Source organism: Rhodococcus sp. NPDC060086, assembly GCF_042730275.1.
GTDB lineage: Bacteria > Actinomycetota > Actinomycetes > Mycobacteriales > Mycobacteriaceae > Rhodococcus.
In genome coordinates, this window is record NZ_JBHWWZ010000010.1 from 33,133 (window position 1) to 59,174 (window position 26,042).

Annotated in this window: 28 protein-coding genes; 11 read left to right on the forward strand and 17 right to left on the reverse strand. The window is 65.7% G+C overall.

Annotated elements, in window-relative coordinates:
* Window positions 1-12: 12 nt before the first annotated feature.
* On the forward strand, window positions 13-1,233 hold the full coding sequence (gene aztD, locus ACFWB0_RS08655) for a zinc metallochaperone AztD (protein ID WP_378490027.1): 1,221 nt from the start codon (window positions 13-15) through the stop codon (window positions 1,231-1,233).
* Between the two features lie 169 nt (window positions 1,234-1,402).
* Entirely contained in the window at window positions 1,403-2,314 is a 912-nt protein-coding gene (locus ACFWB0_RS08660; protein ID WP_378490028.1) for a hypothetical protein, read from the forward strand.
* Between the two features lie 80 nt (window positions 2,315-2,394).
* Here ACFWB0_RS08660 and ACFWB0_RS08665 read toward each other — a convergent pair whose 3' ends face one another.
* Window positions 2,395-4,215 carry an NAD(P)-binding domain-containing protein gene (locus ACFWB0_RS08665; protein ID WP_378490029.1) on the reverse strand — a complete coding sequence of 607 codons (1,821 nt, stop codon included), beginning with the start codon at window positions 4,213-4,215 and terminating at the stop codon, window positions 2,395-2,397.
* Window positions 4,216-4,357: 142 nt separating this feature from the next.
* On the opposite strand from ACFWB0_RS08665, the gene ACFWB0_RS08670 reads away from it, so the two are divergent.
* Entirely contained in the window at window positions 4,358-5,635 is a 1,278-nt protein-coding gene (locus ACFWB0_RS08670) for a transcriptional regulator (RefSeq protein ID WP_378490030.1), read from the forward strand.
* Window positions 5,636-5,892: 257 nt separating this feature from the next.
* The gene (locus ACFWB0_RS08675) at window positions 5,893-7,131 is read left to right on the forward strand and encodes a glycosyltransferase 87 family protein (RefSeq protein ID WP_378490031.1); all 1,239 of its coding nucleotides are present in this window, start codon (window positions 5,893-5,895) and stop codon (window positions 7,129-7,131) included.
* Here ACFWB0_RS08675 and ACFWB0_RS08680 read toward each other — a convergent pair.
* Together ACFWB0_RS08680 and ACFWB0_RS08685 are read right to left on the reverse strand one after the other, a co-directional pair.
* Complete coding sequence (locus ACFWB0_RS08680; protein WP_378490032.1) at window positions 7,101-7,430, reverse strand: branched-chain amino acid transporter permease; 330 nt, start codon at window positions 7,428-7,430, stop codon at window positions 7,101-7,103. The genes ACFWB0_RS08675 and ACFWB0_RS08680 overlap by 31 nt on opposite strands.
* On the reverse strand, window positions 7,423-8,121 hold the full coding sequence (locus tag ACFWB0_RS08685; RefSeq protein WP_378490033.1) for an AzlC family ABC transporter permease: 699 nt from the start codon (window positions 8,119-8,121) through the stop codon (window positions 7,423-7,425). Before ACFWB0_RS08685 ends, ACFWB0_RS08680 begins: the two co-directional genes overlap by 8 nt.
* A gap of 58 nt (window positions 8,122-8,179) precedes the next feature.
* Here ACFWB0_RS08685 and ACFWB0_RS08690 point away from each other — a divergent pair, with 58 nt between their 5' ends.
* Window positions 8,180-8,920 (forward strand): M50 family metallopeptidase, encoded by a 741-nt coding sequence (locus ACFWB0_RS08690; protein WP_378490034.1) that lies wholly within the window; start codon window positions 8,180-8,182, stop codon window positions 8,918-8,920.
* 50 nt (window positions 8,921-8,970) lie between these two features.
* Here ACFWB0_RS08690 and ACFWB0_RS08695 read toward each other — a convergent pair whose 3' ends face one another.
* Complete coding sequence (locus ACFWB0_RS08695; protein ID WP_378490035.1) at window positions 8,971-9,411, reverse strand: thioesterase family protein; 441 nt, start codon at window positions 9,409-9,411, stop codon at window positions 8,971-8,973.
* Window positions 9,412-9,627: 216 nt separating this feature from the next.
* Between ACFWB0_RS08695 and ACFWB0_RS08700 the strand changes: the two genes are divergently transcribed.
* On the forward strand, window positions 9,628-10,320 hold the full coding sequence (locus ACFWB0_RS08700; RefSeq protein WP_378490036.1) for an ArsR/SmtB family transcription factor: 693 nt from the start codon (window positions 9,628-9,630) through the stop codon (window positions 10,318-10,320).
* A gap of 20 nt (window positions 10,321-10,340) precedes the next feature.
* Here the strand turns inward: ACFWB0_RS08700 and ACFWB0_RS08705 are convergent, their stop codons facing one another.
* The gene (locus ACFWB0_RS08705) at window positions 10,341-10,991 is read right to left on the reverse strand and encodes a cyclase family protein (RefSeq protein ID WP_378490037.1); all 651 of its coding nucleotides are present in this window, start codon (window positions 10,989-10,991) and stop codon (window positions 10,341-10,343) included.
* Window positions 10,992-11,016: 25 nt separating this feature from the next.
* Window positions 11,017-11,832 (reverse strand): acyl-CoA thioesterase domain-containing protein, encoded by an 816-nt coding sequence (locus ACFWB0_RS08710; protein WP_378490038.1) that lies wholly within the window; start codon window positions 11,830-11,832, stop codon window positions 11,017-11,019.
* A gap of 66 nt (window positions 11,833-11,898) precedes the next feature.
* On the opposite strand from ACFWB0_RS08710, the gene ACFWB0_RS08715 reads away from it, so the two are divergent.
* The gene (locus ACFWB0_RS08715; RefSeq protein WP_378490137.1) at window positions 11,899-12,987 is read left to right on the forward strand and encodes a nucleoside hydrolase; all 1,089 of its coding nucleotides are present in this window, start codon (window positions 11,899-11,901) and stop codon (window positions 12,985-12,987) included.
* A gap of 34 nt (window positions 12,988-13,021) precedes the next feature.
* Window positions 13,022-13,423, forward strand: a complete 402-nt coding sequence (locus tag ACFWB0_RS08720) for an Lsr2 family protein (protein ID WP_378490039.1) — start codon at window positions 13,022-13,024, stop codon at window positions 13,421-13,423.
* Here the strand turns inward: ACFWB0_RS08720 and ACFWB0_RS08725 are convergent.
* Window positions 13,362-14,852, reverse strand: coding sequence for an FUSC family protein (locus ACFWB0_RS08725; protein WP_378490040.1), 1,491 nt, complete (start codon window positions 14,850-14,852; stop codon window positions 13,362-13,364). The two genes, ACFWB0_RS08720 and ACFWB0_RS08725, sit on opposite strands and share 62 nt — an antisense overlap.
* Window positions 14,853-14,922: 70 nt before the next feature.
* Here ACFWB0_RS08725 and ACFWB0_RS08730 point away from each other — a divergent pair, with 70 nt between their 5' ends.
* The gene (locus tag ACFWB0_RS08730) at window positions 14,923-15,435 is read left to right on the forward strand and encodes a MarR family winged helix-turn-helix transcriptional regulator (RefSeq protein ID WP_378490041.1); all 513 of its coding nucleotides are present in this window, start codon (window positions 14,923-14,925) and stop codon (window positions 15,433-15,435) included.
* Window positions 15,436-15,531: 96 nt separating this feature from the next.
* Here the strand turns inward: ACFWB0_RS08730 and ACFWB0_RS08735 are convergent, their stop codons facing one another.
* On the reverse strand, window positions 15,532-16,005 hold the full coding sequence (locus tag ACFWB0_RS08735) for a hypothetical protein (RefSeq protein ID WP_378490042.1): 474 nt from the start codon (window positions 16,003-16,005) through the stop codon (window positions 15,532-15,534).
* 376 nt (window positions 16,006-16,381) lie between these two features.
* Between ACFWB0_RS08735 and ACFWB0_RS08740 the strand changes: the two genes are divergently transcribed.
* Entirely contained in the window at window positions 16,382-16,969 is a 588-nt protein-coding gene (locus ACFWB0_RS08740; RefSeq protein ID WP_378490043.1) for an HdeD family acid-resistance protein, read from the forward strand.
* Between the two features lie 25 nt (window positions 16,970-16,994).
* Here ACFWB0_RS08740 and ACFWB0_RS08745 read toward each other — a convergent pair whose 3' ends face one another.
* Both ACFWB0_RS08745 and ACFWB0_RS08750 read right to left on the reverse strand, forming a co-directional pair.
* Complete coding sequence (locus tag ACFWB0_RS08745; protein WP_378490044.1) at window positions 16,995-17,405, reverse strand: pyridoxamine 5'-phosphate oxidase family protein; 411 nt, start codon at window positions 17,403-17,405, stop codon at window positions 16,995-16,997.
* Window positions 17,406-17,499: 94 nt separating this feature from the next.
* Window positions 17,500-17,898, reverse strand: coding sequence for a PPOX class F420-dependent oxidoreductase (locus ACFWB0_RS08750; RefSeq protein ID WP_378490045.1), 399 nt, complete (start codon window positions 17,896-17,898; stop codon window positions 17,500-17,502).
* Between the two features lie 205 nt (window positions 17,899-18,103).
* Here ACFWB0_RS08750 and ACFWB0_RS08755 point away from each other — a divergent pair, with 205 nt between their 5' ends.
* Window positions 18,104-18,424 carry a GYD domain-containing protein gene (locus ACFWB0_RS08755; protein ID WP_378490046.1) on the forward strand — a complete coding sequence of 107 codons (321 nt, stop codon included), beginning with the start codon at window positions 18,104-18,106 and terminating at the stop codon, window positions 18,422-18,424.
* Here ACFWB0_RS08755 and ACFWB0_RS08760 read toward each other — a convergent pair.
* The 7 genes from ACFWB0_RS08760 to ACFWB0_RS08790 form a co-directional block, all read right to left on the reverse strand.
* A complete protein-coding gene (locus ACFWB0_RS08760; protein ID WP_378490047.1) occupies window positions 18,403-19,557 on the reverse strand; it encodes a CoA transferase in 1,155 nt (384 codons plus the stop codon). The genes ACFWB0_RS08755 and ACFWB0_RS08760 overlap by 22 nt on opposite strands.
* Window positions 19,554-20,783, reverse strand: a complete 1,230-nt coding sequence (locus ACFWB0_RS08765; protein ID WP_378490048.1) for an acetyl-CoA C-acetyltransferase — start codon at window positions 20,781-20,783, stop codon at window positions 19,554-19,556. Before ACFWB0_RS08765 ends, ACFWB0_RS08760 begins: the two co-directional genes overlap by 4 nt.
* Window positions 20,776-22,488: an AMP-binding protein gene (locus ACFWB0_RS08770; protein WP_378490049.1), complete on the reverse strand. Its 1,713-nt coding sequence runs from the start codon at window positions 22,486-22,488 to the stop codon at window positions 20,776-20,778. Before ACFWB0_RS08770 ends, ACFWB0_RS08765 begins: the two co-directional genes overlap by 8 nt.
* Window positions 22,485-23,360: an alpha/beta fold hydrolase gene (locus ACFWB0_RS08775; protein ID WP_378490050.1), complete on the reverse strand. Its 876-nt coding sequence runs from the start codon at window positions 23,358-23,360 to the stop codon at window positions 22,485-22,487. The genes ACFWB0_RS08770 and ACFWB0_RS08775 overlap by 4 nt, the downstream gene beginning before the upstream one ends.
* On the reverse strand, window positions 23,357-24,103 hold the full coding sequence (locus ACFWB0_RS08780; RefSeq protein ID WP_378490051.1) for a hypothetical protein: 747 nt from the start codon (window positions 24,101-24,103) through the stop codon (window positions 23,357-23,359). Before ACFWB0_RS08780 ends, ACFWB0_RS08775 begins: the two co-directional genes overlap by 4 nt.
* Window positions 24,100-25,296, reverse strand: a complete 1,197-nt coding sequence (locus ACFWB0_RS08785; RefSeq protein WP_378490052.1) for an acyl-CoA dehydrogenase family protein — start codon at window positions 25,294-25,296, stop codon at window positions 24,100-24,102. Before ACFWB0_RS08785 ends, ACFWB0_RS08780 begins: the two co-directional genes overlap by 4 nt.
* A gap of 87 nt (window positions 25,297-25,383) precedes the next feature.
* The gene (locus ACFWB0_RS08790; protein WP_378490053.1) at window positions 25,384-25,986 is read right to left on the reverse strand and encodes a TetR/AcrR family transcriptional regulator; all 603 of its coding nucleotides are present in this window, start codon (window positions 25,984-25,986) and stop codon (window positions 25,384-25,386) included.
* Window positions 25,987-26,042: the final 56 nt, after the last annotated feature.

Below are 26,042 nucleotides of genomic sequence, written 5' to 3' on the forward strand. Positions count from 1 at the left end.
GAATTCCTCACCATGAAACCGATCCACCACGGCAGCCTCGCGCTGTCTGCAGCGCTCGCGGCCGCACTGGTCGCGGGATGCTCCTCGTCGACCCAGCCCTCCGATGCCGCACCGGCCAGCACACCGAAGGCAGCCGAGGTCACCTCACCCGAGCCGCGTCTGGCCCTCACCTACGACGGCGGCATCCTTGTCGTCGACGCGACCGAACTCGACGTCGTCGCAGATCTTCCCCTCAACGGGTTCAACCGTCTCGGCCCCGCAGGCGACGACCGCCACGTGTTCGTCTCCACCGCCGGCGGCTTCCGCGCCCTCGACACGGGCAGCTGGAGCGACACCCACGGCGATCACAGCCACCACTACGCAGGCGCACCCGCTCTCACCGACCTCACCTATTCCGCCGATAAACCCGGACACGTCGTCGTGCACGCCGGCACCACCGCGCTGTTCGACGACGGCACCGGAAACATCGCACTGCTGGACCCCGACGACCTCGACCCCGCCGGCCCGCTTCCCGAAACCGACACCTACACCACACCGGACGCCCATCACGGTGTCGCAGTGCCGATCGACGGCGGATCGCTTCTCGTCACCGAGGGCGACAGCGAAAGTCGCAGCAGCGTTGTCCTTCTCGACCAGAGCCGCAACGAAGTTGCTCGAACCGACGAATGCCCCGGAGTACACGGCGAAGCCGTCGCAGCCGATTCCGTGGTGTTCGGGTGCGAGGACGGCATGGTGATCTTCCGCGACGGCACCTTCACGAAAGTCACCGCGCCCGACCCGTACGGACGGCTCGGGAATCAGGCCGGCTCCGACGAGTCACCGATCGTCCTCGGCGACTACAAGACCGACCCCGACGCCGAGCTCGAACGCCCGGAACGGGTCGCGCTCGTCGACACTCGCACCGCACAACTTCGACTCGTCGATCTGGGGACGAGCTATACGTTCCGGTCGCTGGGGCGGGGGCCGCACGGCGAGGCCCTGGTACTCGGCACCGACGGCGCTCTGCACGTGATCGACCCGGAAACAGGTGACGTCGTCGACCGCATCGACGTCCTCGACCCGTGGACCGAGCCCGACGAGTGGCAGTCGCCGCGCCCGGCTTTGACCGTGGAGGGGCATACCGCGTACGTCACCGATCCGGCCAACGACGAGTTGCACGCCGTCGACCTCGAGTCGGGCGGGATCCGCACAGCCACCCTGCCGCGCACACCGAACGAGATCAGCACCTCCTGATCCACCGCAACCGCGCGGAACGAAGGCAGACACACCGCGTCGACCCGGTGTTCGTACCTCATTCCCGCGCGGTTGCAGGTTGTCCACAGGCGCACACTTCATCCACAGAATTGTCGCCCGGGCACGAAACCGCCGGAAGTCGGTGCAGTGGGCTGCGACGCTGCCAACCATGAACGAACCGAAACTGTTGATCCGCTCCGAACTCCTGGCGTCCGGAACGACCGTCGACGAGATCCGTCAGGCACTGCGAATCGGGGCATTGCGGCGTGTCGCGCGGGGTATCTACATCGATGGCACGACCGAGCTCGATCCTGTAGCCCTGCATCGCGTTCGGGTGCTCGGCTTTCGAGGCAACTTGTCCGATGGCGCTGCCGTCAGCCACGTCTCCGCTGCAGCGATGCACGGTCTGGCCCTCTGGGACGTCGACCTCTCTCGCCTCCACATCAGCCGCAATCGCGCGTCGGGTGGCCGACGCCTCGACACCGTGCACGTCCACACGACGTCCCTCCCACCCGACGAAGTCGTCAGTGTGGCCGGGGTACCCGTGACCTCCGTCGCGCGGACCATCGTCGATCTGGCACGAACGCTGCAGACCGATCACGCGGTGGTCGCGGGGGATTCGGCGCTGCGGATGTATCCCGACGCGCTACCGCTCCTGGCCGACGCGGTGAGCACCGCCCGCACGCGGACGGGTATCGCGGCGGCGCGTCGAACAGTGGAGTTTCTCGACGGGCGGAGCGAGAGCCCCGGCGAATCGCTCAGCCGCCTGCGAATCGCCGCCGCCGGGCTACCCACCCCGGAGTTGCAGTACGAACTGCACACCGATTCCGGAGCATTCGTCGCTCGGCCCGACTTCTACTGGAAGGACGTCGGTGTCGTCGGTGAGTTCGACGGCCGAGGCAAGTACGGGGCCGACGAACCCGGAGCGACCGCGGAGACCGTCCACAAGGAGAAGCTGCGAGAGGACGCACTTCGCGCACTGGGCCTCGAGGTCGTGCGGTGGACGTGGCCGGAGCTGTTTCGCTTCGACACCGTTCGAGTTCGCCTCGCGGCCGCGGCGGGGCGGGCACGTCGCCGATGACCGCGCGGTGCGCGGACAGGTACACGAGGTCGACCGACGGTATCTGCCCGCGCGCCGCGCGGTTGCGTAGCTTCCAGGCGTCAACTCAGGTGGTGGACTTCCTGAAGGCCGTAGACGGGGGTCGGAATTCCCTCGTACCGCGCCTTGAGCTGGAGAGCGAGGTAGAGCGAATAGTGCCGCGACTGATGCAGATTGCCGCCGTGGAACCACAACCCGTCCTGCTGCGTGGGCTTCCACATGTTGCGCTGCTCGCCCTCCCACGGGCCGGGGTCCTTGGTGGTGTCCGAGCCCAGGCCCCAGCATTTTCCGACCTTGTCGGCGACATCCTGACCGATCAGGTCGGCGACCCACCCGTTCATCGAACCGAAACCTGTTGCGTAGACGACGAGGTCGGCGTCGAGTTCGGTGCCGTCCTCGAGGATCACGGAGTTCTCGGTCAGCTCCCGCACATTGCCGTGCGCGAGCTTGACATCGCCGTTCGCGACAAGCTCCGAGGCACCGACGTCGATGTAGTAACCGGACGCGCGTCGCAGGTACTTCATGAACAGTCCCGACCCGTCGTCGCCCCAATCATGAAGAAAACCGGCCTTTTCCAGACGTTCGTAGAAGTCGGCGTCGCGTTCGGCGATCTTCTGGTACACGGGGATCTGGAACTCGTGCATGATCCGGTACGGCAGCGAGGCGAACGTCAGATCCGCCTTGTGTGTGGTCACTCCGTTGGCCAGGGCGCGTTCGGAGTAGAGGTCGCCGAGGCCGAGGTCCATGAGGGAATCGGATTTGACGATGTGCGTCGACGAGCGCTGCACCATCGTCACATCGGCGCCGACTTCCCACAGTGCGCCGCAGATGTCGTGGGCGGAGTTGTTGGCTCCGATCACCACAGCCTTCTTTCCGGCGTAGGCGTCCGGCCCGGGGTGCGCGCTCGAATGATGCTGGTCGCCCCGGAAGCGGTCCATGCCCGGAAAGTTCGGCACGTTGGCCTTGCCCGACATCCCCGTCGCGATCACCAGCTGCTTGGGCCGCAGCACGAGCGGTTCTCCGTCGCGCTCGACGTTCACGGTCCACTCGCCGGCCGCATCGTCGTACGACGCCGATGTGCACAACGTCTTCGACCAGTACGGCACTTCCATGATGCGGGTGTACATCTCGAGCCAGTCACCGATCTTGTCCTTCGGCGCGAACACCGGCCAGTTCTCGGGGAACGGCAGGTACGGGAGGTGGTCGTACCAGACCGGGTCGTGCAGGCACAGCGACTTGTATCGGCCGCGCCACTGGTCGCCGGGGCGGTCGTACTTGTCGAGTACGAGCGCCGGGATCCCGAGCTGACGCATCCGCGCGCCGAGCGCGATGCCGCCCTGCCCGCCACCGACGATGACGACGTACGGCTGTGTCTCGTAGCCGAGGTCACGCTCCTCTGCGTCCCGTTGTTCCGACCACGTGATGCGGTCGCGGTCGGCGCCGTGCTTCGTGCCGCGCGGGCGACGTTCCTTCTTCCCCTCCTCGTGCCCCTTCAGCTCCTGCAGCGTGGTGAGGAGGGTCCACGCGCCCTCATCGTTCAAACGCAGATGGCCCTCGCCGCGACCGACGGCTGTCTCGAATGCGATCCAGGCGCTGACCACACCGTCGTCCTCCGTAGGAGTCTCTGTGGTGCGGAAGCCGCTGGGGTCGGTGTCGTCGAGACGTTCGCGCAGCATCCCGGCGACGCCGTCCCGGCCCTCGACGGTCTTGAGGTTCCAGGTGAAGGAGACGAGGTCTCGCCAGAAGCTGTCGGTGGCGAACATGCCTGCCGCCGCCTCGACGTCACGGGCCGCGAGCGCTGCTTCGAAATCTCGCAGCCACACGTCCACACGCTGCTGCGGGTCGGTGGTGCGCTCGGTGGGCTGCTCGAGAATATCGGTCATGGCCGATCCCTTCCGGTCGTTGTTGTGATCCAGCACACACCGGGGGTGAGGGGGACGCAAGCGTTGCATCACGTTGCGTTGTGGCGCACGACACAGCGCTGGACCTATGCTGCGGAGACCAGCAGGGTGACACGGAGGGCCAGTGAGCACGTTCAGCGCGATCGAACCTGGCACCGACCTGTCCCGTCACGCCCGCAACCTGGTGCGGATGCACGACACGATCATCGGCGGCGGCACACCGACGATGCGGCCGCGCAGTGTCGTCGCCCGGTCCTGGTCGCGGGCACTGCGCACGGGTCTCGATCCGGCGGGCAGCAACGCGCGCGTGCCGTACTCGTTCGAAGAGATCGAACAACGTCGCAGGTCGTCGCCGCTCGCCGCGATCATCGGCGACCTCGAGCAAGTGATCTCGCCGGTAGCCGACGCATCGCAGATGCTGCTCGTCGTCACGGACGCGGACGGCGTCATCCTGTGGCGCAGCGGTTCGGCGCGTGTGCGGTCGCGGGCCGACACGCTGGGTTTCTGCGTGGGCTCCGTCTGGACGGAAGAGAAGGTGGGCACCAACGCGATCGGCACCGCACTGGCCGAGGCCGCACCCGTGCAGTTGTTCTCCGGCGAACATTTCGAACAGTCACAACACCCCTGGTACTGCACCGCGGCACCGATCCACGACCCGATCAGCGGTGATCTGCTGGGCATCGTCGACGTCAGCGGCCCGGCCATGACGCTGCATCCTGCGATCGGCGCGCTCGTCGACACCGCTGTGCGCCTCGCCGAGTCGCAGTTGTGGCGGCAGCACGAACACCGACTCGACCGACTGCGCACCGAGGCCGCACCATTGCTCGCGTCGGTGAGCGGACCGGTGCTGCTGGTCGACGACCACGGGTGGGTCGCGCACGCCTCCGGCGTCGCCGCGGCCCGTCGCATCGGATCTCCCCGCACCGATCGCGCCCTGACGGTGCCCGGACTCGGACTGTGCGTACCGGAACAGTTGTCGCACGGCTGGCTGATCCGGCCGTCCGAATCGGCGGCGACGATCCGGATGACGCTGCAGTTGTCGTCGTCGCCTTCGGTCGAGGTGACGGGCACCGGACGCCAGTGGCGCAGCGCCGTGACGGTTCGACACGCCGAGATCCTGCTGCTGTTGCACATGCGCGGCCGCGCCGGGATGTCGGTGACCGAGTTGAGTCACACACTGTTCGGCGATGCCGATCATGCCGTCGCAGTGCGCGCGGAAGTGTCGCGGTTGCGACGCGCTTTGGGCTCGGTGGTGGAAAGCCGGCCGTATCGACTGGCGGAATCGGTGGAGTTGACGCTGGATCTCGTTGGTGCCGAAGGTCTTTCCGAGTGCGCATTCGTGCAGCACTGCGCGAGTTCCGGCGTCCGAACCACGGCTTCAGGGCAATATTCCGGAATCTAACGTTTCTTCGATAGATCCGAATACCCATGGGTCGAACGTGCTCGATTCAGTTATCTACAGATATCTACCAGAATCCCAAGAGAGCGATATAGCTTCATGTGCACTGGACCGGGAAATACCCAAAAGGGATAAACAGCCGATTCTATCCGCAGAATGCGCTTCAGGACGGGCTACGCCGTACAACGTTTGTGTAACGTGACGACGGGTCGCCCCGACCGGGCCCCTGAAACGTTGCCGACCACCCGGAGGTCCCACCCGTGCTGTTGTCCGAAGTCCGCGCCAGGCCCGTGCACTCCGCACTGATCGCCATCGGACTACTGGTCACGGCATACGCGGTGGCAGGATACGTGCAGGACGCGTTCACCGAATACCTCATGGACCTCGACGTCTTCCGCGATGCCGGGTACGCGTTCCTCCATCACACCCCCCTCTACACAGAGGGCTTCTACACCCACTCGGGCTTCCGATTCATCTACCCGCCGTTCGCCGCATTCCTGTTCGCGCCGATGGCCCTGATCGGCAGCACGACACTGCAGGTGTTGTGGACTGCCCTCCTCATCGCACTCGTGTGGTGGATTCTCAAGGTCGTCTACCAGCGACTGGACGTCACCCGCGCAAGCCTCGTCGCCTCGGCGACCCTTGGCGTGGTGCTCCTGCTCGAGCCGTTCCGATCGAACTTCGCGTTCGGCCAGATCAACATCATTCTCATGGCGCTCGTCGTCGCAGATGTCCTCGGTGTGATCCCCGCGCGCTTCCGCGGCGTGGGTATCGCGGTCGCGGCAGCGATCAAGGTGACGCCCGCGGCATTCGGGCTACTGCTCCTGCTCCGCAAGGACATCCCGTCGGTGGCCCGAGCGTTCGGCGCCTTCTTCGCGACCGTGGCATTCGGATACTGGCTGCGGCCCGACTCCTCTGTGTTCTTCTGGACCGACGAGTTCTTCGCAACCGATCGCGCCGGCGACCAGGGGTTCTTCCGCAACCAAGCACTCACCGGCCTGATCGCCCGATTCGGGTTCTCCGAGGGCACCAGCAAAATCCTCTGGATCGTCGGTGCCGCGCTGATCGTCGCCGCGACCGCGTGGGCAGCACACCGATTCCTCCGCGCCGGCGAAACCGTCCCTGCCCTCGCGCTGGTCGGTCTCGCGACGCTGCTCGCCGCCCCGATCGCCGTCACCCACCACTGGGTGTACTCACTGTTCCTGGTGCCGCTGCTCGTCGCCCCGCGCTACCGCGGCTGGTGGCCCGTACTCGTGCCCGCCACACTGATCTTCCTGTTCGGACCCAACAAGCTACTCACCGATGCGTCGTCGCGCGGCTGGGTCGAACACGTCGTGCTCGAGGCACTCGGAAACTCGCAGGCCATCATCGCCGTCGTCGTCTTCGTCGCCGCGGTCTTCGCCGCCCGCACCCGCCACGGCGAGATCATGACCCCGATCCCGCCGGTAACAGCCTCGCCGGTAACAGCTCAGCCCCAGAAGGCCGACGCCACCAAGTAGAGGCCGGTACCCACCACGGTGCTCAGCGCCGCATTTCGCCGCCACAAGTGCATGGCGATCGTGCCGCACAACCCGATCGTCGCGGGCAACCACGTCGTCGCGCCCACGTCGCGCAGCGTGTACATGACGAGGATGATCATGACGCCGACCGGCATCGTCCTGCCCAGGAAGTCCACGACGGCGGAGTTCTTCAGCCCCGACAGCGCCAGGAACGGCGCCGCGCGCAGCGCAACGGTCACGGCGAACATCACCAGCAGAGCGCCGAGAACGTATCCGGCGTCGGGCACCGACTCAGGCACTTGCGGTCCTGTTCCGGTAGACGAATCGTGCGAGCAGGCACGCGACGAACAACCCGAGTCCGACGACGAGCATCTGATCCTTCGCTATCAGCATCGCCACGAGGCCGCACACCACGGCGAGCACCGTGGCGGGCACATCGCGGTTGGTACGGAACGCATCGATCGCGAGCACCGTGAACAGGGCGGTGAGCGCGAACTCGAGACCCGTGAGGCCGGCGGGCAGCACCGCACCGATGAGCGCGCCGACAGTGCCCGACACCACCCACATCGACTGGCACAGCACCTGCACGGTGAGCACTCGGGTACCGGACAGATCCTGACCGGCCTTCGGCGCGACGATCGCGTAGGCCTCGTCGGTGAGCGCATAGACGGCGTAGAGACGGCCGATCCGGCTGCGGATGGACCGCAGAGGAAACGACAGTCCGTAGAAGACGTGCCGGAAGTTCACGAGCAACGTCGCCGCGGCGATCGACGCGAACGGTGTCACCGCACTGATGAGACCGATCGCCAGGAATTCCATCGAGCCCGCGTAGATCACGATCGAGAAGATCGTCGCCCACCACCAGTCGAAGCCGGCCTGGGTGAGCACCACGCCGAACGCGAGGCCCAGCGGGATCAGGCCGAGTCCGACGGCCCACGAGTCGGCGATACCCGCGCGGATATCGATGGCACGACTGTCAGGCATGCTCATGAGGCTATCGAGGCCGACGACGTGTCGTGCCTCACCCATACCCGACGAAAGGTGATCAGTGGCGTCGAGCCTCGACTCGTTCACGAACGCAGCGGAGTCCGCGTGGCAGGCCGTCTCGGCCGTCGACGCACCCGCGCCGACCGCCCTGGTATTGGTCACAGCGGCGATCGCGCTGATTCTCGTGACGGTGCAGCCGTTGTGGCGCAAGACCCGCAACGTGATCACGCAGGCGCACGAAGGGTCGCACGCGCTCGTGGCCGCGTTGGTGGGGCGCAAACTGTCGGGCATCCGCCTGCACAGCGACACGTCGGGCGTGATGGTGTCGTCGGGGAATCCGCGCGGCCCCGGCATGGTCGCGACGGCGTTCGCCGGGTACACGGGCCCGGCGGTACTGGGGTTCGCGGCGGCGACCCTGCTCACGATGAACCGACCAGCTGCGGTGTTGTGGTCGATCCTCGCAGCCCTGGCGTTGCTGCTCCTGTTGATCCGCAACCTGTACGGCTTCGTGTCCGTCGTGATCGCGGGCGCTCTCGTGGGTGCCGCGGCCTATCTCGGTGACCCGGTCGTGCGGTATGCCGCCGCGTACCTCATCACGTGGGTACTGCTGCTCGGCGCCACACGTCCGGTGTTCGAACTGGCTCGCACCCACATGCGTGGCCGCGGCCAGGGTTCGGACGCCGACCAGTTGAGGTGGTTGACGAAGATTCCCGCGGGGGTGTGGATCGTGCTGTTCGGTCTGGTCACGGCCGGGACCGCGGTGTACGGGACGGCACGTGTCGTGGTGACGCACCTGCCCTGATCGGTTGAGGCATCTCGACACGATGACGCCCGAACTCCTCGACCGCGCCGTCATACTGTCGATCGGCCGGCCAATCGGTCGGCTTTGGCATCCACTCGACGCTGGAAGCGTTCAGTGATGATGATGTTGCGGCCGTGGCGGCCCGATGCGGCGATGTCGCCCTCACCGTCGACCGCAGTGACATCCCATTCGTAATAAGGCGGTTCGACTTTCGTGCAGACTGCGGTGACGGTTAGTTCGGCTCCGGCCGGCGTCGGAGTGGAGTGCCGGATATCGACGAGGGTCCCCAGACTTCCCTCTCCTTCGTCGAGGACGCGGCGCAGCGCGATGATCGCGCACCATTCGAGCAGTCCGACCATGAAGCCGGTGGCAAAAACACGCGGCATGATCCGATAGTCCGCGGACTCGACGTAGAGATTCGGGACCATCTTGTCGTCACGGACGACGTAACGAAAGATCTCGATATCCCCTACGGTGATCGCGTCTTTCATGAGTTGAACCCCTTGTGTATGCGAAGCGCTGGCCTGCATTCCGGTCGGGCGAAGGTACATCGGACCCTCAGCCATTCATTCATAGTTCACTGAAGCATGAATACTCCCAGATCGCACAACACTTGGGAAGAGCCGCAGACAACAACGCTTCAGCAAGACGTAAACTGTGAATTCAGGTTCATAGACTGATCGCACACTGCGCGAAGGAGGCAGAAGATGGACACAACCGACGATCCTGTGTCACGCGCCGCCGACCTCGCGCGCGAACTCAGCTCACCAGTGCGCGTGTCCATCTTCCGACACCTCGCCACCGAAGGCCCGACCCGCATGCGCGACCTGGCCGAACACCTAGATCTGCCCGAGCCTCTACTGTCGAACCACTTACGCCGACTGCGCGACAAGCACTACATCGATGTCGACAGGAACGGCCGCACCGCCACCTACCGCATCACAGATCCCAGCATCCGCGACGCCGTCGCAGCCCTACTCACCGCCGTCGGTGCACCTAGGCACGATCCCGAACCGGCCGTCGACGACAATCCCGGCCTGACGTTCGCCCGATCCTGCTATGACCACGTCGCCGGTGAGCTCGGCGTGAGGCTGCTCGAAGGGCTACTGGAGGACCGCGCACTCATCCGGATACCCAAGGGAGAACTCGAACCCGGACCAGCTGCCGAACCGTCGTTTGCCGCCCTTGGATTAGGAATGACCTCCGTCCCGAGTCGCCGCAGGCTCGCCTTCGCATGCTCGGATTGGAGCCACGATCGTGATCACCTCGGCGGCGCACTCGGAGCTGCGTTGATGACGGGCCTGATATCGAAACGCTGGGTCGAACCTGTCGAACACTCTCGGCGACTCCACCTGACCGACGCCGGACGAGAAGGACTCGCACGCTATCTCGCCGCGTGAATCTGCAGCCAGCGGACCGATCAGGGCTCGACGTGCATTGCGGCCGCGCGCACGGGTGCCCCGTCGGCGCCCACGAACGGAATCGGCAGCAGGCTCACCAACGGATCCGGGAAGTCGATCGACGCGAGGTTGGTCAAGTTCTCGCAGATCACACCACCCGCGTCGGCGATCATGTGGTGCGCGGGGAGCTCCTCGTCGCCTGTGGGGTCGATACTCGGGGCGTCGATGCCGACGGTGCGCACTCCGCGGTCGAGCAGCCACCGGCACGCGTCCACGCTCAGCACCGGATGGTGGAAGTACTCGTCGGTGCCGAAGTGCTCCGACCACCCGGTGTGCACGAGAGCGATGTCGCCCGAGCCGAGGTCGGCCTCATCCCACGCATCCGGACCGATCAGCTCGCCCCGACCGACGCGGCCGCGCACATCGAGAACCACTCCCCTGCCCACGAACGCCGTGGGCGGGAGGCGGTCGACGGAGTCCCCGTCGTCGCGGATGTGTCGCGGCGCGTCGACGTGGGTGCCGGTCTGCGATCCCATCGCGACGTGCAGCAGGTTGTAGCCGTCGCCGCCGATGGTCGCATGCGGAGTGAACACCGGCGTCGGATCTCCCGGATACACCTGCGTGCTCGGCGACACGGGATGGCTGAGATCGACGATCCGCACTACTCGCATGGCGCACATGCTAGTTCGGAAAAGATCATGCTCCGCCGAAATCCACCTGCCGGTGCGGATCGGCGAGTGCGGTCACCGTTCCGGAACCGAACGGCCCGAGCCGGTCGAACAGTACCGACGTGCCCACGGAGATGCCGTCGGCACTGATGTGGTGGTCGGCCTCGACACCCACCTCCGGACCGACAGGCAACCGTGACAGGGTCAAGGTGAGGTCGGCGTTGATGAAGCCGACGCCGCGGTCGCTCCAGTTGGTCACCAAACTGGTCGCTTCCCCGACTGTCGCGGTGCGCACGAACGGCGACATCTCTTCTCCGACGACGACGGGCAGTTGACGTGCCCACAAACGCTTGCGGCTCGCATTCTGGTGTTCGGCTCGGTTCGTCGACCAGCCTTCGGGGTGGGCGTCGCTGCCGAACCAGGTGGGGAAGACGAATCCGGTCTCCGGGTCGGCGGGAGTTTCCGCGGGCGGTTCCGGACGGTCCTCGCGCACCCACATCTCGCCCGGCGGTTGCGCCGACGGTCGCAGGAAGACGACGGTTGCGCGAGCCGAGACGTCGTCGCCCTGCATCAGCAGCGCGTCGGCTACGCGAATCCGTTTTCCGTCGCGGACACGCGTCGTGGTGAATCGGATCTCGTCGTTGCGGACCGGCTTGAACAGGTCGACGGTCAGGCGCGCGGGCACCATCGCGTCGTCGCCGTGCCGATTCTCGAGTTCGCGGGCGATCAGGCCGCACACGCACGGGCCCGCGAGCATCGTGGACGACCATGGGCTCACCGCAAATTTGGTGGGCCGATACGCACCGTCGGCGTCCGTGAAAAAGCCCCAGACATTGTTCTGCATCCTCGAATGTTCCCAAGCCGAGGTTTCACGGGCGAGTGGGACCCCGTGGTGCGCGATGCGGACGCGATGTCGCAAGATGTGTGCGTGGGCTCCCCCGACCTCCCGATCACCTCGACTCGACTCATCGTCGATGTCGACACCGGCATCGACGATGCGCTCGCGTTGCTGTACCTGCTCGCGAGTCCGGAGGCCGATATCGCCGCGGTACTGTGCACGGCCGGCAACGTGCCCGTCGATCAAGTGACCGCGAATACCCTTGCGGTGCTGGACATGTGTGGTCGCACCGACATCGAGGTCGCGGCCGGGGCGCAGGTTCCGCTCGTCGCACCGCTGATGACCACCGAGGACACTCACGGACCACTGGGTGTCGGGTATGCCGAGTTTCCGGCGACATCGCGGGCGCCGTCGTCTCGCACCGCGGCGCAGGCGTGGGTCGAGCTCACACGCGAGCATCCGGGCGAGTTGACGGGGTTGGTCACCGGACCGATGACGAATCTCGCACTGGCCGTGAGGATGGATCCGGAGCTGCCGCAGCGACTGCGGCGCCTGGTGATCATGGGCGGCTGTTTCAACCACCCCGGCAACACGACACCGACGTCGGAGTGGAACGTGGCCGTCGACCCGGAGGCCGCGCGCGAGGTGTTCGATGCGTTCTCCGGCCTGCCCGCCTCTCAGCATCCGATCGTGTGTCCACTGGACATCACCGAGACCATCGAGATGTATCCCGTGCACGTGGACCGTATCGCGGAGGCGTCGGAAAGCACTCCCGCCGAAGCATTGTCGCCCGACGACCCGCGAGAGATGCGATCGTGCGCATCGAATCCCGTGGTACGACACCTGTCCGACGCGCTGCGCTTCTACATGGAGTTCCATCGCGATCAGAATCTCGGTTATCTCGCTCACGTTCACGATCCGTTCGCGGCAGCGGTGGCGTTGGGGACCGTGCCGTACACGACGACACCCGCAACGGTGGACGTCGAGCTCGAAGGGCGGCTCACGCGGGGCACCACGATCGCAGATTGGACAGGCATCTGGCGGCGCGAACCGAATGCCGCTATCGTCACGGCGACCCATCCTGAGATGTTCTTCGAACACCTCACCGCCCGGGTTGGTGCATTCGCCCGAAATTTGAAGCTACCCTCCAGTAACAACTAGCGTTTAGTTGAAAGTTCGGGGACAAGGAGACAGTGTGGCACAGCAGGTGCGTGTCGAATATTACGACGACATCGACGGCGAACCGATTACCGATGGTCTGGCGCAATCGTTCCGGATCACCGTCGACGATATCGAGTACGAAATCGATCTTCGTCCCTCCAACGCAGACAAGTTCTGGGCAGTTCTACAGCCGTGGCTGAACGAGTCGAAGCGCAACCGGACACCGAAACTGCCGAGCATTCCCCCGGCAGCGCATGCAACCGCCCCCACCCCGATTCGGACGCGAAAGCCCCGCAACCGCAAGGTGATTCCCGGGCGTTCCCCCGAGCAGCTGGCAGCGGTGCGCCACTGGGCCCGGGGTCAAGGATTCGACGTCAGCTCACGCGGGCGCATTCCGTCGCACATTCTCGAGAGCTTCGAGGCAGCTCACGTGTGACCTCGGTCAGGTGAGCACGGTCGCCGCGCTGGATGGTCAGCGCGGCGACAATCACTCCGACCACCACGCCGATGAGGGTGTCACCCACACGGCCGGCCGCCACATCCGGCCCGATGCTGCTGCCCAACCCGGTGAGCATCAACGCCATGGCTGTGACGAAGACGGACGCGAGAGCGTAATTGCGGGTGACGACCATTTCCGTGACGGTCTGTAGCACCACGATCACGACGACCAGCGGCCAATAGCCGAGGTCGAGAACCAGCAGCACCACCGCGAGCACCGCACCGAGCGCGTTGCCGATCAGTCGCTGGATCGCACGCTGCACGGTGTGCCGATAGTTCGCGCCCTGCAGCGTGGCCATCGCACCCATCGTGGCCCAGAGTGGATGCGCCATACCGAGTGCCGCGGCGATCCCCCCGGCGAGCAGCGAGGCGATCACGACCCGCGCGACGCCGATCACAATCGCCCGGTCGCTCAATCGCTGCACACCCTCGCCGAAGAATCCGAAGAACTTGTCGGTCCGGCTCACGCGTCGAGCACCGCGAACGGGTGTTCCGGATCGGGGAATGTCGATGTCGCGCCGCACCTTGCGCAATTCCGCTTCGAACCGGTGGAAGTCGGCGCGGCGCTCGGACAGCGTGTCGTGCGACCCACCGTCGACGGTCTTCTCGGCGGCATCGAGCAGCGCGAGAAGCTCGTGCCTGTGGGAGCGCATCCGTCGATCGCCACCGAGTGCGATCACCTCACGAGCCCGGGTGATGTTCTGGCGAGCGGTCGTCACCCCCGCTGAACCCTGGGATTCGAGCGCGGCGACGGAGGCGAGCGCACGTGCGACCGCGACTCGGGCGGGGCTCTGCGGATGAGACAGCGCGGGAAGCATGGCCACGATCCAGCCGATGACCGATCCGCTGGCAGCTGCCGCAGCGGCGAGACGCACGTCGGCGGCGCTGTCGGCGAAGCCAGCGGCACCGGCCGCGGCGAAGATGAGAATCACGGGGCCCGGCCCGGTGATCCGGAAGGCGGTAAGAAGCCAGAACGACACACCTGCAGCTATGGAGAGCAGGAGGATCTGCAGCCATATGGTCAGCCCGACGGCACCGAGCACGGCACCGAACGCGGTGAAGGCCATGACACCGAGGCCGACACCAGCCAGCTTCGTCGCGAGCCGCGGGAAGGGCTCGTAGCGCAGGAACGCCGACGACAATGCGCCGAGGGCGGCGAATCCCGCAACTTCCGGATGGCCGAGGAGGCCACCTCCGATCAGTGCGATCAGCGTGGCCACGCCGACACGGATCGCCACGGCGACAGTGGGATCGGCCCGGCGCATCTCGAGGGATTCCCGCCACGCGGAGGCCGACAGCGAATGCGCCAACGCGCCGCCCGTGTAGCGAAGGCGGTCGTGATCGGTGTGTCGGCGCGGTCGAAGCATTCTTCCAGGATAATACTTCGTAGGTAAATTATCTATGAACTTCTTGGATTCCAGCCGTTAGAATGCACACATGTCCACGTCCTCTGCCCGCTCCGACTACGTCGAACGCATCCGTCACGCGTGGGCGACCCGCTACCCCGAACTCGATGTCCGCCCCATCGACGTGATCGGCCGCATCACCCGCATCGGCTCCCTCGCCCTGAACCGACTCGATCGGGAACTCGAATCGAGCCGCGTCGGCCGCACCGAGTTCGAGGTACTCAGCGCACTCGCCCGCAGCGACGTCCCACTGCGAGCGAGCGAGGTCACCTCCGTCACCGGCATCTCCGGCGCATCCACCACCAAGCACACCGAACGGCTCGTGAAGATCGGATTGGTCGAACGTCAGCGCCTCGAACGCGACGGACGCGTGGTGCTGCTCTCCCTCACCGATGCGGGGCGCGAACTCGTCGAGCGGGAGCTACCACGCCGACTCGAGAGCGAAAGGCAGATGCTCGACGGACTGAGCGACGACGAACTCGACGTCCTCACCGAACTACTGCAACGCATCGCGCGCAACGTCGAAGACCAGACGCTGCCCTGACCTACAACGCGGTCAGTTTCCTCCGCCTCTACGGGTTTCCGTGGGTCGTCGACCCACGGAAACCCACAGGAGCGGAGGAAGGTTCAGCGCTCGTCCTCACGGCATCTCCATCGTCTCGGACCGCTCGATCTCTGCGACCGCGCGTCGCAGATAAGGGCCCGGAGCGGAGGTGCGCGCGGCGAGGAGATCCGCGAGTACCAGCAGACCTGCCGTCAGATAGTCGCCCGGCCGTACCTTAGGGGCCTCGTCGTCGTGTACACCCAACGTGCCGGTGAGCACCGCGACCACCGCGTCGGGTTGCAGCGACGGCAACCAGCGCATGCCGTTCCGAAGCGCTCGTTCGAGCACTCTCTGCACATCCTCACCGGTCAGCCCATCGGGATGCAGTTCCTCGAGCAGTTCACGCAGCATCGCCGCATGCACCGCGGTGACCTGCTCGTACGGCAACGCGATCAGCTCGTCGAGCGCCTCATCGAATGCGGGCACCGCCTCGGTGCGGGCTGCGCCCAGCGCGGCGTCGGTGGTCGTCGCGACGCGTCGGGTGATCGTCGGCCAGTGATCGGGCCACACGTACTACTCCTCCAGCTACTCGGTCCCGGATGCTCCGGGTCGCAGTCGGCGCTGAAGCGCCAGCGCGTCGTACGGTGGAAATTCTTTCATGTTCCGCGCACGGCATCGGGACCTGTATCTGTCGGATCATCCGGCTCCGCTGCAAAGCTTTCCTCCGCTCACACGGGTTTCCGTTGCCTCATGACCCACGGAAACCCGGACAACGCGAGGAAAGTCGTTGTCGAACCGGAAATACCGATCCGTACCGATGCCACCTTCCGCGACTACGGCCGCATTCGTCCCTCGGGAAAACGACGACGATTTCCCCTGCGGATCAAGGTAAGCCGACCTATTCTGAAGGCCATCAAGATCGCGCAGTCATACGCAAGGAGTCGTCATGTCCGCGAACCCCGAGTCAGCATCCGATCTGTTCCGGTCGGTCTTCAAAACAGTCTGGTGGGTGGTGCTGATCCGCGGCATCCTCGCCGTCCTCTTCGGCATCGTCGCTCTGGTGTGGCCGGGCATCACAGTGTGGGCGCTCGTCGTCGTATTCGCGGTGTATGCCATCGTCGACGGCGCCGTGCTCGTATGGCATTCCATCCGAGATCGCGCAACCCTTGACGGCTGGGGGCTGTGGCTGGCGATGGGTGTCGTCTCCGTCCTCGCCGGCCTGGTCGCGCTGTTCTGGCCCGGGATCACCGCGTTGGTACTGCTGTACCTGATCGCGTTCTACGCAATCCTGTTCGGCATCATCGGCATCGTCGGCGCTCTGCGGTTCCGGAAGGTGCCCGATTCGGGCTGGGTGTGGTCGCTGATCGCCGGCGTCGTCGCGGTCCTCTTCGGCGTACTCCTGCTGATCTTCCCCGGCTCGGGCATCCTCGGTCTGATCGTCCTGCTCGGCATCTACGCGATCCTGTTCGGCATCCTGCTGATCGTCATGTCGTTCCAGGTGCGCAGCGCGGCGAAGAAGGCCGGCATCATGTGAGCCGGCCGTTCTCCGCGCGGCAGGATCAAGAGACGTTCATCAACCTTCCCCACGCGTGCCAGCGGTCGATCTCGATCCACGCGCTCACACGCCTGCGGTCGCGCACGTAGTAGGGCTTCCCGGTGTAGTGCCGGGCGATCCGGTCGATGTCGGCCAGGTCGGGGTCGTCTACGAACTCGACGACCCTGCCCTGGAGACTCACGTGCGTGACCCAGTCCTCCGGATCCATCGCGCTCAGCGCCACGCGCGGATCTTTGCGGAGGTACTCGAGACGCTTACGACCCTCGTCCATGTTCACAAGGATCCGGCCGTTCTCGTAGAGGTACCAGGTGGGCACCGACACGGGTTGGCCGCTGGTGCGCAACGACGTGATCGTCGCGTGGTTGGCGTGGGTCAGAAGTTCTGCGACGGCCTCGGGGAGTGGTGGCTTCGGCACGGCGATCCTCTCGTCACGGATCCATGACGCTCATCATGGCCCGGTATGTACTCGTCGACCACCGACGCTACCGCCGACCGATGGGGCGCCGAAGTCACTGCTTCGTCGACCGCTCGATCGACATCACCAGCACCACCCGATCTGCCTTGTCCGGCGGCGGGGTCGTGTCGGGATTCCCGTAACGATTGTTCAAGCGAACGAAGAACGCACCGTCGGGATCAGGGACGACATCGACGAGTCTGCCTGCGACCTCGAGGTAGCGATGGGGCTCATCCGGATTGATCACCGACAGCGCCATCGACGGATTGTGTTGCAGATTGCGAAACTTCTGACGCTTCGTGGTGTGGGTGAACCGTATGTGCTCGCCGTCGAACTCGAACCACATCGGGGTCACCTGCACGGTGTCGTCCGGGCGGATGGTCCCCAGATGGCCGAAGAGAGGTTCGACCAGGAGACGACGATAGTCGGCGGGAATGATCTCGGTCTGCGACATATTCGACATTCTCTTTCGGACGTACGGGGCGGGTGGACATGCGACGGTCGCTGTTGTCCATGGTCCACCGTTGTCCGGGTACGCGGGCGTGCTTCCCCCTGATTCACAGGGACACAACACGGACGCGTTTGCACGAAAGCACCGCGCAACCCAACCGTTCGACCGACCATGGAGAAAACCGACAGCATCCCGGAAGGGACACAACATGCCTAGATATCTCTGGCAGGTCACCTACACGGCAGAGGGCGCACAAGGACTGTTGAGTGACGGCGGCAGCGCCCGCCGCGACGCGATCGTCGCGATGGTCGAAAGCGTCGGCGGCAGCGTCGAGTCCGTGCACTTCGCACTGGGCGGGCACGACCTGTACGTGCTCGGTGAAGTGCCCGACGAGATCGCCGCCGCCACTTTGGAACTCCGCACCATCGCCTCCGGTGCCGCGAGGTCGAAGCCGATCGTGCTCCTCACCCCGGAGCAGGTCGACGAAGCCGCTCGGCGAGATGCGTCCTATCGAGCACCCGGCAGCTGACCCGCCCCGAGGACCTCGTCGGTGTGCTGCCCGTGCCGAGGGGCGGACATCGCGTCGGTGTAGCGACCGTTCCAGCGCAGCGGCGACCGCGCGGTGAGAACAGGGCCGATGCCGGGCTGGTCGACGTACTGCACTACCGAGTCGGGACGTGCCGCGAGATCGGCCGCGACCTCGTCCATCGTCCGATACGGCGCCCACAGCACACGCGTGCCCGCGAGGCCCGTTTCGACCTGCTCGAGGGTTCGCGCAGAGAACCACGGCGCCAGAATCGCGGTGATCGCGTCTCGTGCCGCGTAGCGATCGCCTTCGTTCTCGAAATCGAGACCGCGTTGCGCGGCGAGTGCAGTGAACACGTCGGTGGTGCCGGTGACCTCGACGAGTGCCCGCCACTGCCCGCGCGTCAGACCCACGATCATGACGTAGCGGCCGTCGGCGGTTGCGAACTCGGAGCCGTAGCTGCCGTACAGCGCGTTGCCCTGCAGCTCCCGTCCGGATCCGCGCGCCTGGGCCTCGGCGAGCCAGCCCATGCTCGCGACCGCGGAGTTCGCGACGTCGTCGAGCGCGAGTTCGAGATACGCACCCTCACCCGTCTGTTCGCGGCGACGAAGCGCAGTGACGATACCGAGCGCAGCGTGCACCCCGGTGAGCAGATCCCACGCGGGCAGCACATGGTTGATCGGTGTACCGAGACCGGTCGGACCGGTCATCAGCGGAATCCCTGCGGCAGCGTTGACGGTGTAGTCGACAGCGGGACTGCCGTCGGCGTTGCCCGCGATGTGCAGGTGGATCAGATCAGCGCGATGTGCGACCAGTTCTTCGTGGGCAAGCCACGGGGCGTGTGCGGCGTTCTCGAGGACGATGCCGGCATCGGCGATCAACTCGACGATGCGGGCACGGCCCTCGTCGCTGCGCAGATCCACCGCGACCGAGCGTTTCGCCTGGTTGAGCCCCGTCCAGTACAGGCTCGCACCGTCGCCGGTGAGCGGCCAGCGGCCACCGTCGACGGCGCCGCCGATCGGGTCGACGCGGATGACGTCGGCCCCGAGTTCAGCGAGCATCCGGCCTGCAGTGGGGCCGGCGACGAAGCTGGACAGGTCGACGACACGGACACCGTCCAGCGGACGCGCGGTCACTCGACCCTCTCGAAGATCGCGGTCAGGCCCTGGCCGCCGCCGATGCACATCGTCTCGAGGCCGTAGCGCGCGCCGCGGCGGTCGAGTTCGCGCAGCATCGTCGCGAGGATCCGCACGCCGGTCGCGCCGACGGGGTGGCCGAGGGAGATCCCGGATCCGTTGACGTTGGTGCGATCGAAATCCGCTGCGGTGAACTTCCATTCGCGCGTCACAGCGAGCGCCTGTGCGGCGAAGGCTTCGTTGAGTTCGATGAGATCGATGTCCGAGAGGTCCAAGCCCGCGCGGTCGAGGGCCTTCGCGGTCGAGGGAACCGGTCCGATGCCCATCTCGGCGGGCGCCACACCGGCGGCCGCCCACGTGACGAGCTTGCCGAGCGGACGCAGGCCTAGCCGGTCCGCGGTCGCGCGGTTGGTGACGATACATGCAGCGGCACCGTCGTTCTGCCCGCTGGCATTGCCTGCGGTGACGGTGGCGTCGGGATCCTGCTTGCCCATGATCGGGCGGAGCTTCGCGAGCGTCTCGACGGTGCTGTCGGCGCGCGGGTGCTCGTCACGGTCGATCGTCTTCGGATCGCCCTTGCGCTGCGGCACCTGCACGGGCACGATCTCGTCGGCGAACTTCCCCGACTCGATCGCGGCGACCGCACGCCGGTGCGACTCGACGGCGAGTTCGTCCTGTTCCCGCCGTGAAATGTCGTACTTGCGACGCAGGTTCTCAGCGGTCTCGAGCATGCCACCGGGCACCGGATAGTTGCGACCGCCCGCGGTGACACGGCCGCGTGCGAGGCGGTCGTGCAGCGCGGCGGGAGCTCCCTTGGCTCCCCAGCGCATCGATTCGGTGTAGTACTCGGAGCGGCTCATCGATTCGACACCGCCGGCGATGACGATGTCGGCGACACCGGTCTGCACGCGCATCGCGGCGTCGAGTACCGCCTGCAGTCCCGAGCCGCAACGGCGATCGAGCTGCAGACCAGGGACGGTGACGGGAAGACCGGCATCGAGCGCCGCGACACGGCCGATCGCAGGTGCCTCACCATTGGGGTAACACTGTCCGAAGATGACGTCGTCGATCGTCCCGGGGTCGATCGCTGTGCGCGCCAGTAACTCCGATATGACGCGGGCAGCCAGGTCGGTGGCAGGAACGTCGATGTACATGCCGCCGTACCGGCCGACGGGGGTACGTATCGGTTCGCAGATCACTACATCGTTCGCGTGGGAATCAGTCACGGCGGTAGTCCCTTTCACGGTCTGTCCAGTTCTGCGCCCATTCGCGCAGTTCTACGGCCCGGATCTTCGAGCCGTTGCCGCCCACAGTGGTGGGCATGCGGTCGATGATGTGGATCGCGGACGGCACCTTGAACGCGGCGAGTTCGTCCTTGCACCACGCCTTCAGGCTTTCGGCGTCGGTGTCGGCAGGTGCGTCGTCGGTGGGCACCACGAACCCGACGGCCTGGGTGTAGCCACCGTCGCCGGTGATCCCGACGACCTTCACGACTCCCACGCCCGGATGCCGAGCGAGGCGTCGTTCGATTTCGGCGGGGTCGACGAGGAACCCGCGCAGACGCAGTACGTCGCCCATGCGGCACACATACCGGTAGCCGCCGTCACCGAGCGCCACGGCGAGGTCGCCGCTACGGAACCAGCCGTCCTTGGTGAAGGCGCGCGCCGCGGCCTCGGGATTGCCGAGATATGCGTCGACGACGTTGGGCCCACGGAACTGCAGTTCGCCCTGTTCGCCGTCGGCGACCGGGGTGTCGTCGAGCGGATCCGCGACACGCAGCTCGATCGCGGATTCCACCGCACGGCCACCGCCGTTCCAGCGCACCGATTCTGGGTCATCGGCGTTCCAGAGCATCGCGAGCGCGAACACTTCGGACGATCCGAACACCCCGGAGGTGTGGGTGCCGAACTCGTCGCGGGTCCAACGCGCGATCTCGTGCGACCGTCCGAGGAAGTCGGCGATGCCCAGCCACCGCAGCGCCGACAGGTCGATGCGCTCGGCTGCGCCCCGCGAATCGGCAAGGTGCCACTCGTCGTACAGCCGGCCGAACAGGTCGTCGGCGCCTACCGCATGGGTGACCTTCACCCGCTGCATGCGGCGCAGCACTGCCGCCGGGTCGAACACGGTCTCCATGAGCAACGCGCCACCACCGGCGATCATCGCCATGGCGGTGCTGAAACCGAACACACCCGAAACGGGTAGGACACACAGGCCCACGTCGCCTTCGCGAACCTGCATGATCTCGGCGTCGGCATGTCCGTGTCGCACGATGGCGCTGTGACGGTGCGCCGCGAGCTTCGGAACACCGGTCGAACCGGAGGTCGTGAAGGCAACGGCGAGGCGATCCTCGGGATCGTCATCGATTCCGGCTGCGGTGAGCGTGACCTGGTCGGGGGTCTCGGGTACCCGGATGTCTCCGGTGTCGCCGCTCCCCGCGACCCATGCGCCCCCACCGAGGTCGAATTCTTGTGCAGTCGCTTCGGTTTCGGATGGTCCTCGCACCACGGCCACGGTGGGAGTCGCGACACCGGGAACCGATGCGGCGGCTTCGGTGAGGCGGCCGAACAGATCCAGTCCGTGGAACGCTGCCGGGACGGCGACCACGGCGGGTCGGGCGGCGGTGAGGATGTGTGCGACCTCGCCGGTGTTGTAACGCGTGTTGACGCCGATGACATGGGCGCCCACCGCGGCGGCGGCGAACTGCCAGACCAGGGCATCGGACCAGTTCGGCAGCATCACGGCGATGCATTGCCCGGGGCGCACTCCGACTGCTTCGAGTTCGGCACGCAGAGCTTCGGCGCGGTCGCGGATGTCGGATCTACGGCTGACGATCACGTCGTTGTCGACCACGTCGTACGTGATCGCTGCTGCGGGGTTCTCGGCTACGAGAGTGTCCAGCAGCGCAGACAGAGTCTCGGTTCGGGTCGTCACAGCGCTACCTCCTCGGTCCGGGCCGACTGCTTCAGCTCGCCGATCCACGTGTCGACGAGCGTGGCGAAGCCGTCGATCTCCTCCATCGGGTAGTGCCCGATACCGTCCAATGCGGTGAATCGTGCACGTCCGGGTGCGGTCTCGTTGACCGTCTCGGCGATGCGGGCGATCTCGTCGACGACGATCCACGGATCGTCGCGCCCCGCGATCACATGCAAGGGGGCAGTGACCTGGTGCAGGCGATCGCGCACGTCGTGGGTTCCCCAGCCGATCAGGTCGGACGACGAGATCTCCGGGTCTTCCCGCTTGTGCATGAGCGCCATCAGATGGGCCTTACCCTCGGGAACCGAACGCCCCACCGAAGCAAGAGTTCCCAGGTAGGTACGTTCGGCGCGGGCAGGGCCGGCGACGTCTTCGAGTTCGCGACGGAGTCCGTTGACGTTGACCCGGCCGGGGCCGGCTTCCGCCTCCATTGCGATGGCGCCGGACAGGGGTCGCTCGGGACGGGTTGCGAGTTCGAGGGTGAGTTTGCCGCCGATGGAGCAGCCGATCACATACGGACGTTCGATCTCGAGGGCGTCGAGCACGTTGCACAGCCAGTCGCCGTAGTCGACGATGCTGGTCACCGGTCCGGACGGTGCGGGCTCGGAGCGTCCGTGGCCGGGCAGGTCGGGCACGATCACTCGGTAGCCCCGGTTCGCGAGGTCGTGGGCGACGTGCCGCCACTGCACGCCGCTCTGGCCTGCGGTGTGGATGCACAGGATTGCGGGCAATGTCTCGACGTCGCGGTGGTCGGTGTTGCGATGATCGGGGGTGACGATTTCGACGAATCCGAGAGCTCCCCCGATGTCGAGATAGCGGGCCTCGATCATGAGTTGGCCTTCCTTGCGATGAGTCGGGCATGCGCGATGATCGTGTTGAGCGGTTTGGTCAACCGCAGATACTCGTATCCGTCTCCGGTGGAGGAGAATTCGCCGCTGATGGCCCTGCGCATGAAGTCGTCGGTGTCGGACAGGACGAGGTCGACCCAGGTGTGGGCGGGCGCGACGAAGGTGAACGTGGCGCCGTGCGGCGTCCGCCGGGTGACATCGATGATGGTGCCCTTGTAGATGCGCAGATGTAGTTCCCGATCGCTGCAGCGCAGCCCGATGGTGCCGTCCCACGTCGACAGAGAGGAGGTGAAACCGCGGTCGTCTTCGAGACTTTCACTCAGCAGGTTGCCCCATTCGACGCTGCAGAAGTCCAGTTCCGGGGCCGCTATCGCAGTAGCGGGGTCCTCGAGAACCCAGGTTTCGGTGCCACTCTCACGAATGACGCCCGTGTGGTCACGCAGGGCCAGGTAGCGTTCGACGCGGTCGCCGGTGATGCGGACGATCACCGTTTCGACCGAGACACTCTCGGTCTGTTCGACGACTTTCTCCGCATTCCACTGGGACCCGATCCGCCGCGCTCCCGGAACTGCAGGAGCGGACACGCATGCGACAACAGCACCAACCGACGTGGAACCGGCAGGCAGGGATACCCCTGCCTCGGTGAGAGTCTCGGCAGCAGCCTGCGTCGGACTCACGGTTCGGTCTCCGACAGCGACAACCTCGTGAGTAGTCTTGATGCTCATGCTTTTTCCGACCTTCCGAGCAGCTCATCGGAGATGATGCGCATCTGAATTTCGCTGGTACCTTCGAATATCTTCGTCAGACGCGCGTCGCGCCAATGGCGCTCCACCTGGAAGTCTGTGGTGTATCCGGCACCACCGTGGATCTGTACCGCTTCGCTGGTGACCTGCTCGGCCATCTCGGTCGCCACGAGCTTGCACATCGACGCCTCGAGCGAGCAACGACGTCCGGTGTCGATATCGGTGGCCACCGAGTACATGAGCTGACGGGCAGCTTCGATATCCGCCGCCATCTTCGCAATCTTGAAACGCAGATGCTGAAAATCGCCGATGGGACGACCGAACTGGCGGCGGGTGTGCACGTATTCGATGGAGTCCTCGAGGGCCGCGCGTGCCAGGCCGATCGCGCGGGCTGCGGTATGGGCGCGGCCCACCTCGAGACCGGACACGGCGAGGTAGAAGCCCTTTCCTTCTTCGCCGAGCATCTTGCCTGCCGGGATGCGGTAATTGTCGAACGACAACTCCCAGGTGCTCCAGCCGAAATAGCCGATCTTACGGATCTTGGTACCCGAGATGCCCTCCGGGAATCCCCCACGCTCCTTTTCGATGAGGAACGCGCTGATCCCGCGGTGCGGCTTGGCCGGGTCCTTGTTCGGATCGGTGCGGGCGAACAACACCATGTAGTCGGCTTCGTCCGCGTAGGTACACCACATCTTCGTGCCATTGACGACCCATTCGTCGTCGTCGCGCACGGCACGGCAGGAAATGTTGGCGACGTCGGAGCCGGCTTCGGCCTCGGACAACGCGTAAGCGCCGAGGTACTCACCGCGGGCGACCCGCGGGAGCAATGCCTGCTCCTGCTCGGGCGTGAAGCCGCCGCCCATGCCGTTGCCGCGGGCAAGCAGACCCGACACGCTCATCCACGCACGGGAGAGTTCTTCGGCGACGAGGCAGTATTCGAAAACGCCGAGGCCGAGGCCACCGTATTCCTCGGGGATCATGATGCCGAAGAAGCCGATTTCGGCCATCTCCTTCTTCAGCGAGTCCGGGATGGTGCCTTGGACGGGGTCCAATTCGTTCGCCACGGGCAGCACCCGGGTCATTGCGAAGTCGCGGGCCAGGTTGCGGATCTCGAGCCGTTCCTCGGTGAGGTAGCGCGGCGAGTCGGTGCGGGGCTGGGACGGCCGGTGTGTCATCGACACTCCTTCGATAGACCGGAGTAGGTCATTAACGCTTGTTCACCCCAGTACAGCATGATGCCCGTCACCCGTCAACGTCTTTCGTCAGACTTTGCGGTATCCCACCAGGTTGAGTGCGTAATCGCCGTAGTCATCGGCGACCTCCTGCGCGGTGAGCGGGCCGTCGGGACGGAACCACAACGGGATCCCCGAACACATCGTCAACACTGCCGTCACTGCCTGGTGCACATTCGAGATAGCGAATATCCCCAGGTCGACAGCCACCTCGGCGATGTCGACGAACAACTGCTCCTGCGCGTCGCGCGACCCCACGACCCGCTTGCGGTTCATGTCGTCGAGGTACCTGAGCTCAGTGTTCGCAACAAGACAGGCGCGCGGATTCCGCGCGGTGAACAGAGAATGCGCGACCACAGCGGCACGCCAGCGCACCGCCGGATCAGCCCCCGCCTTCCGCAGTGCGTTGCGAGTTGCAGTGAACTGCTCATCGCTGGCCCGGCGCAGAATCTCGACCAGGAGCTCGGACTTGTTCTCGAAGTGGTTGTACACGTTCGCAGCGCTACAACCTGCACTGTTGGCAATATTCCGCATGGTCGCCCCGTGAAATCCGGACGCATAGAACTCGTCGAGGGCGGTCTCGAGGATCCGCTCACGAACGGACGGCAGAGCCGCAGTTGACCGCGTGTTCATCTCTCGAAGAGTAGTGGCACACGCCACCACCAGCAACAACGGCGGCGTTGACCACA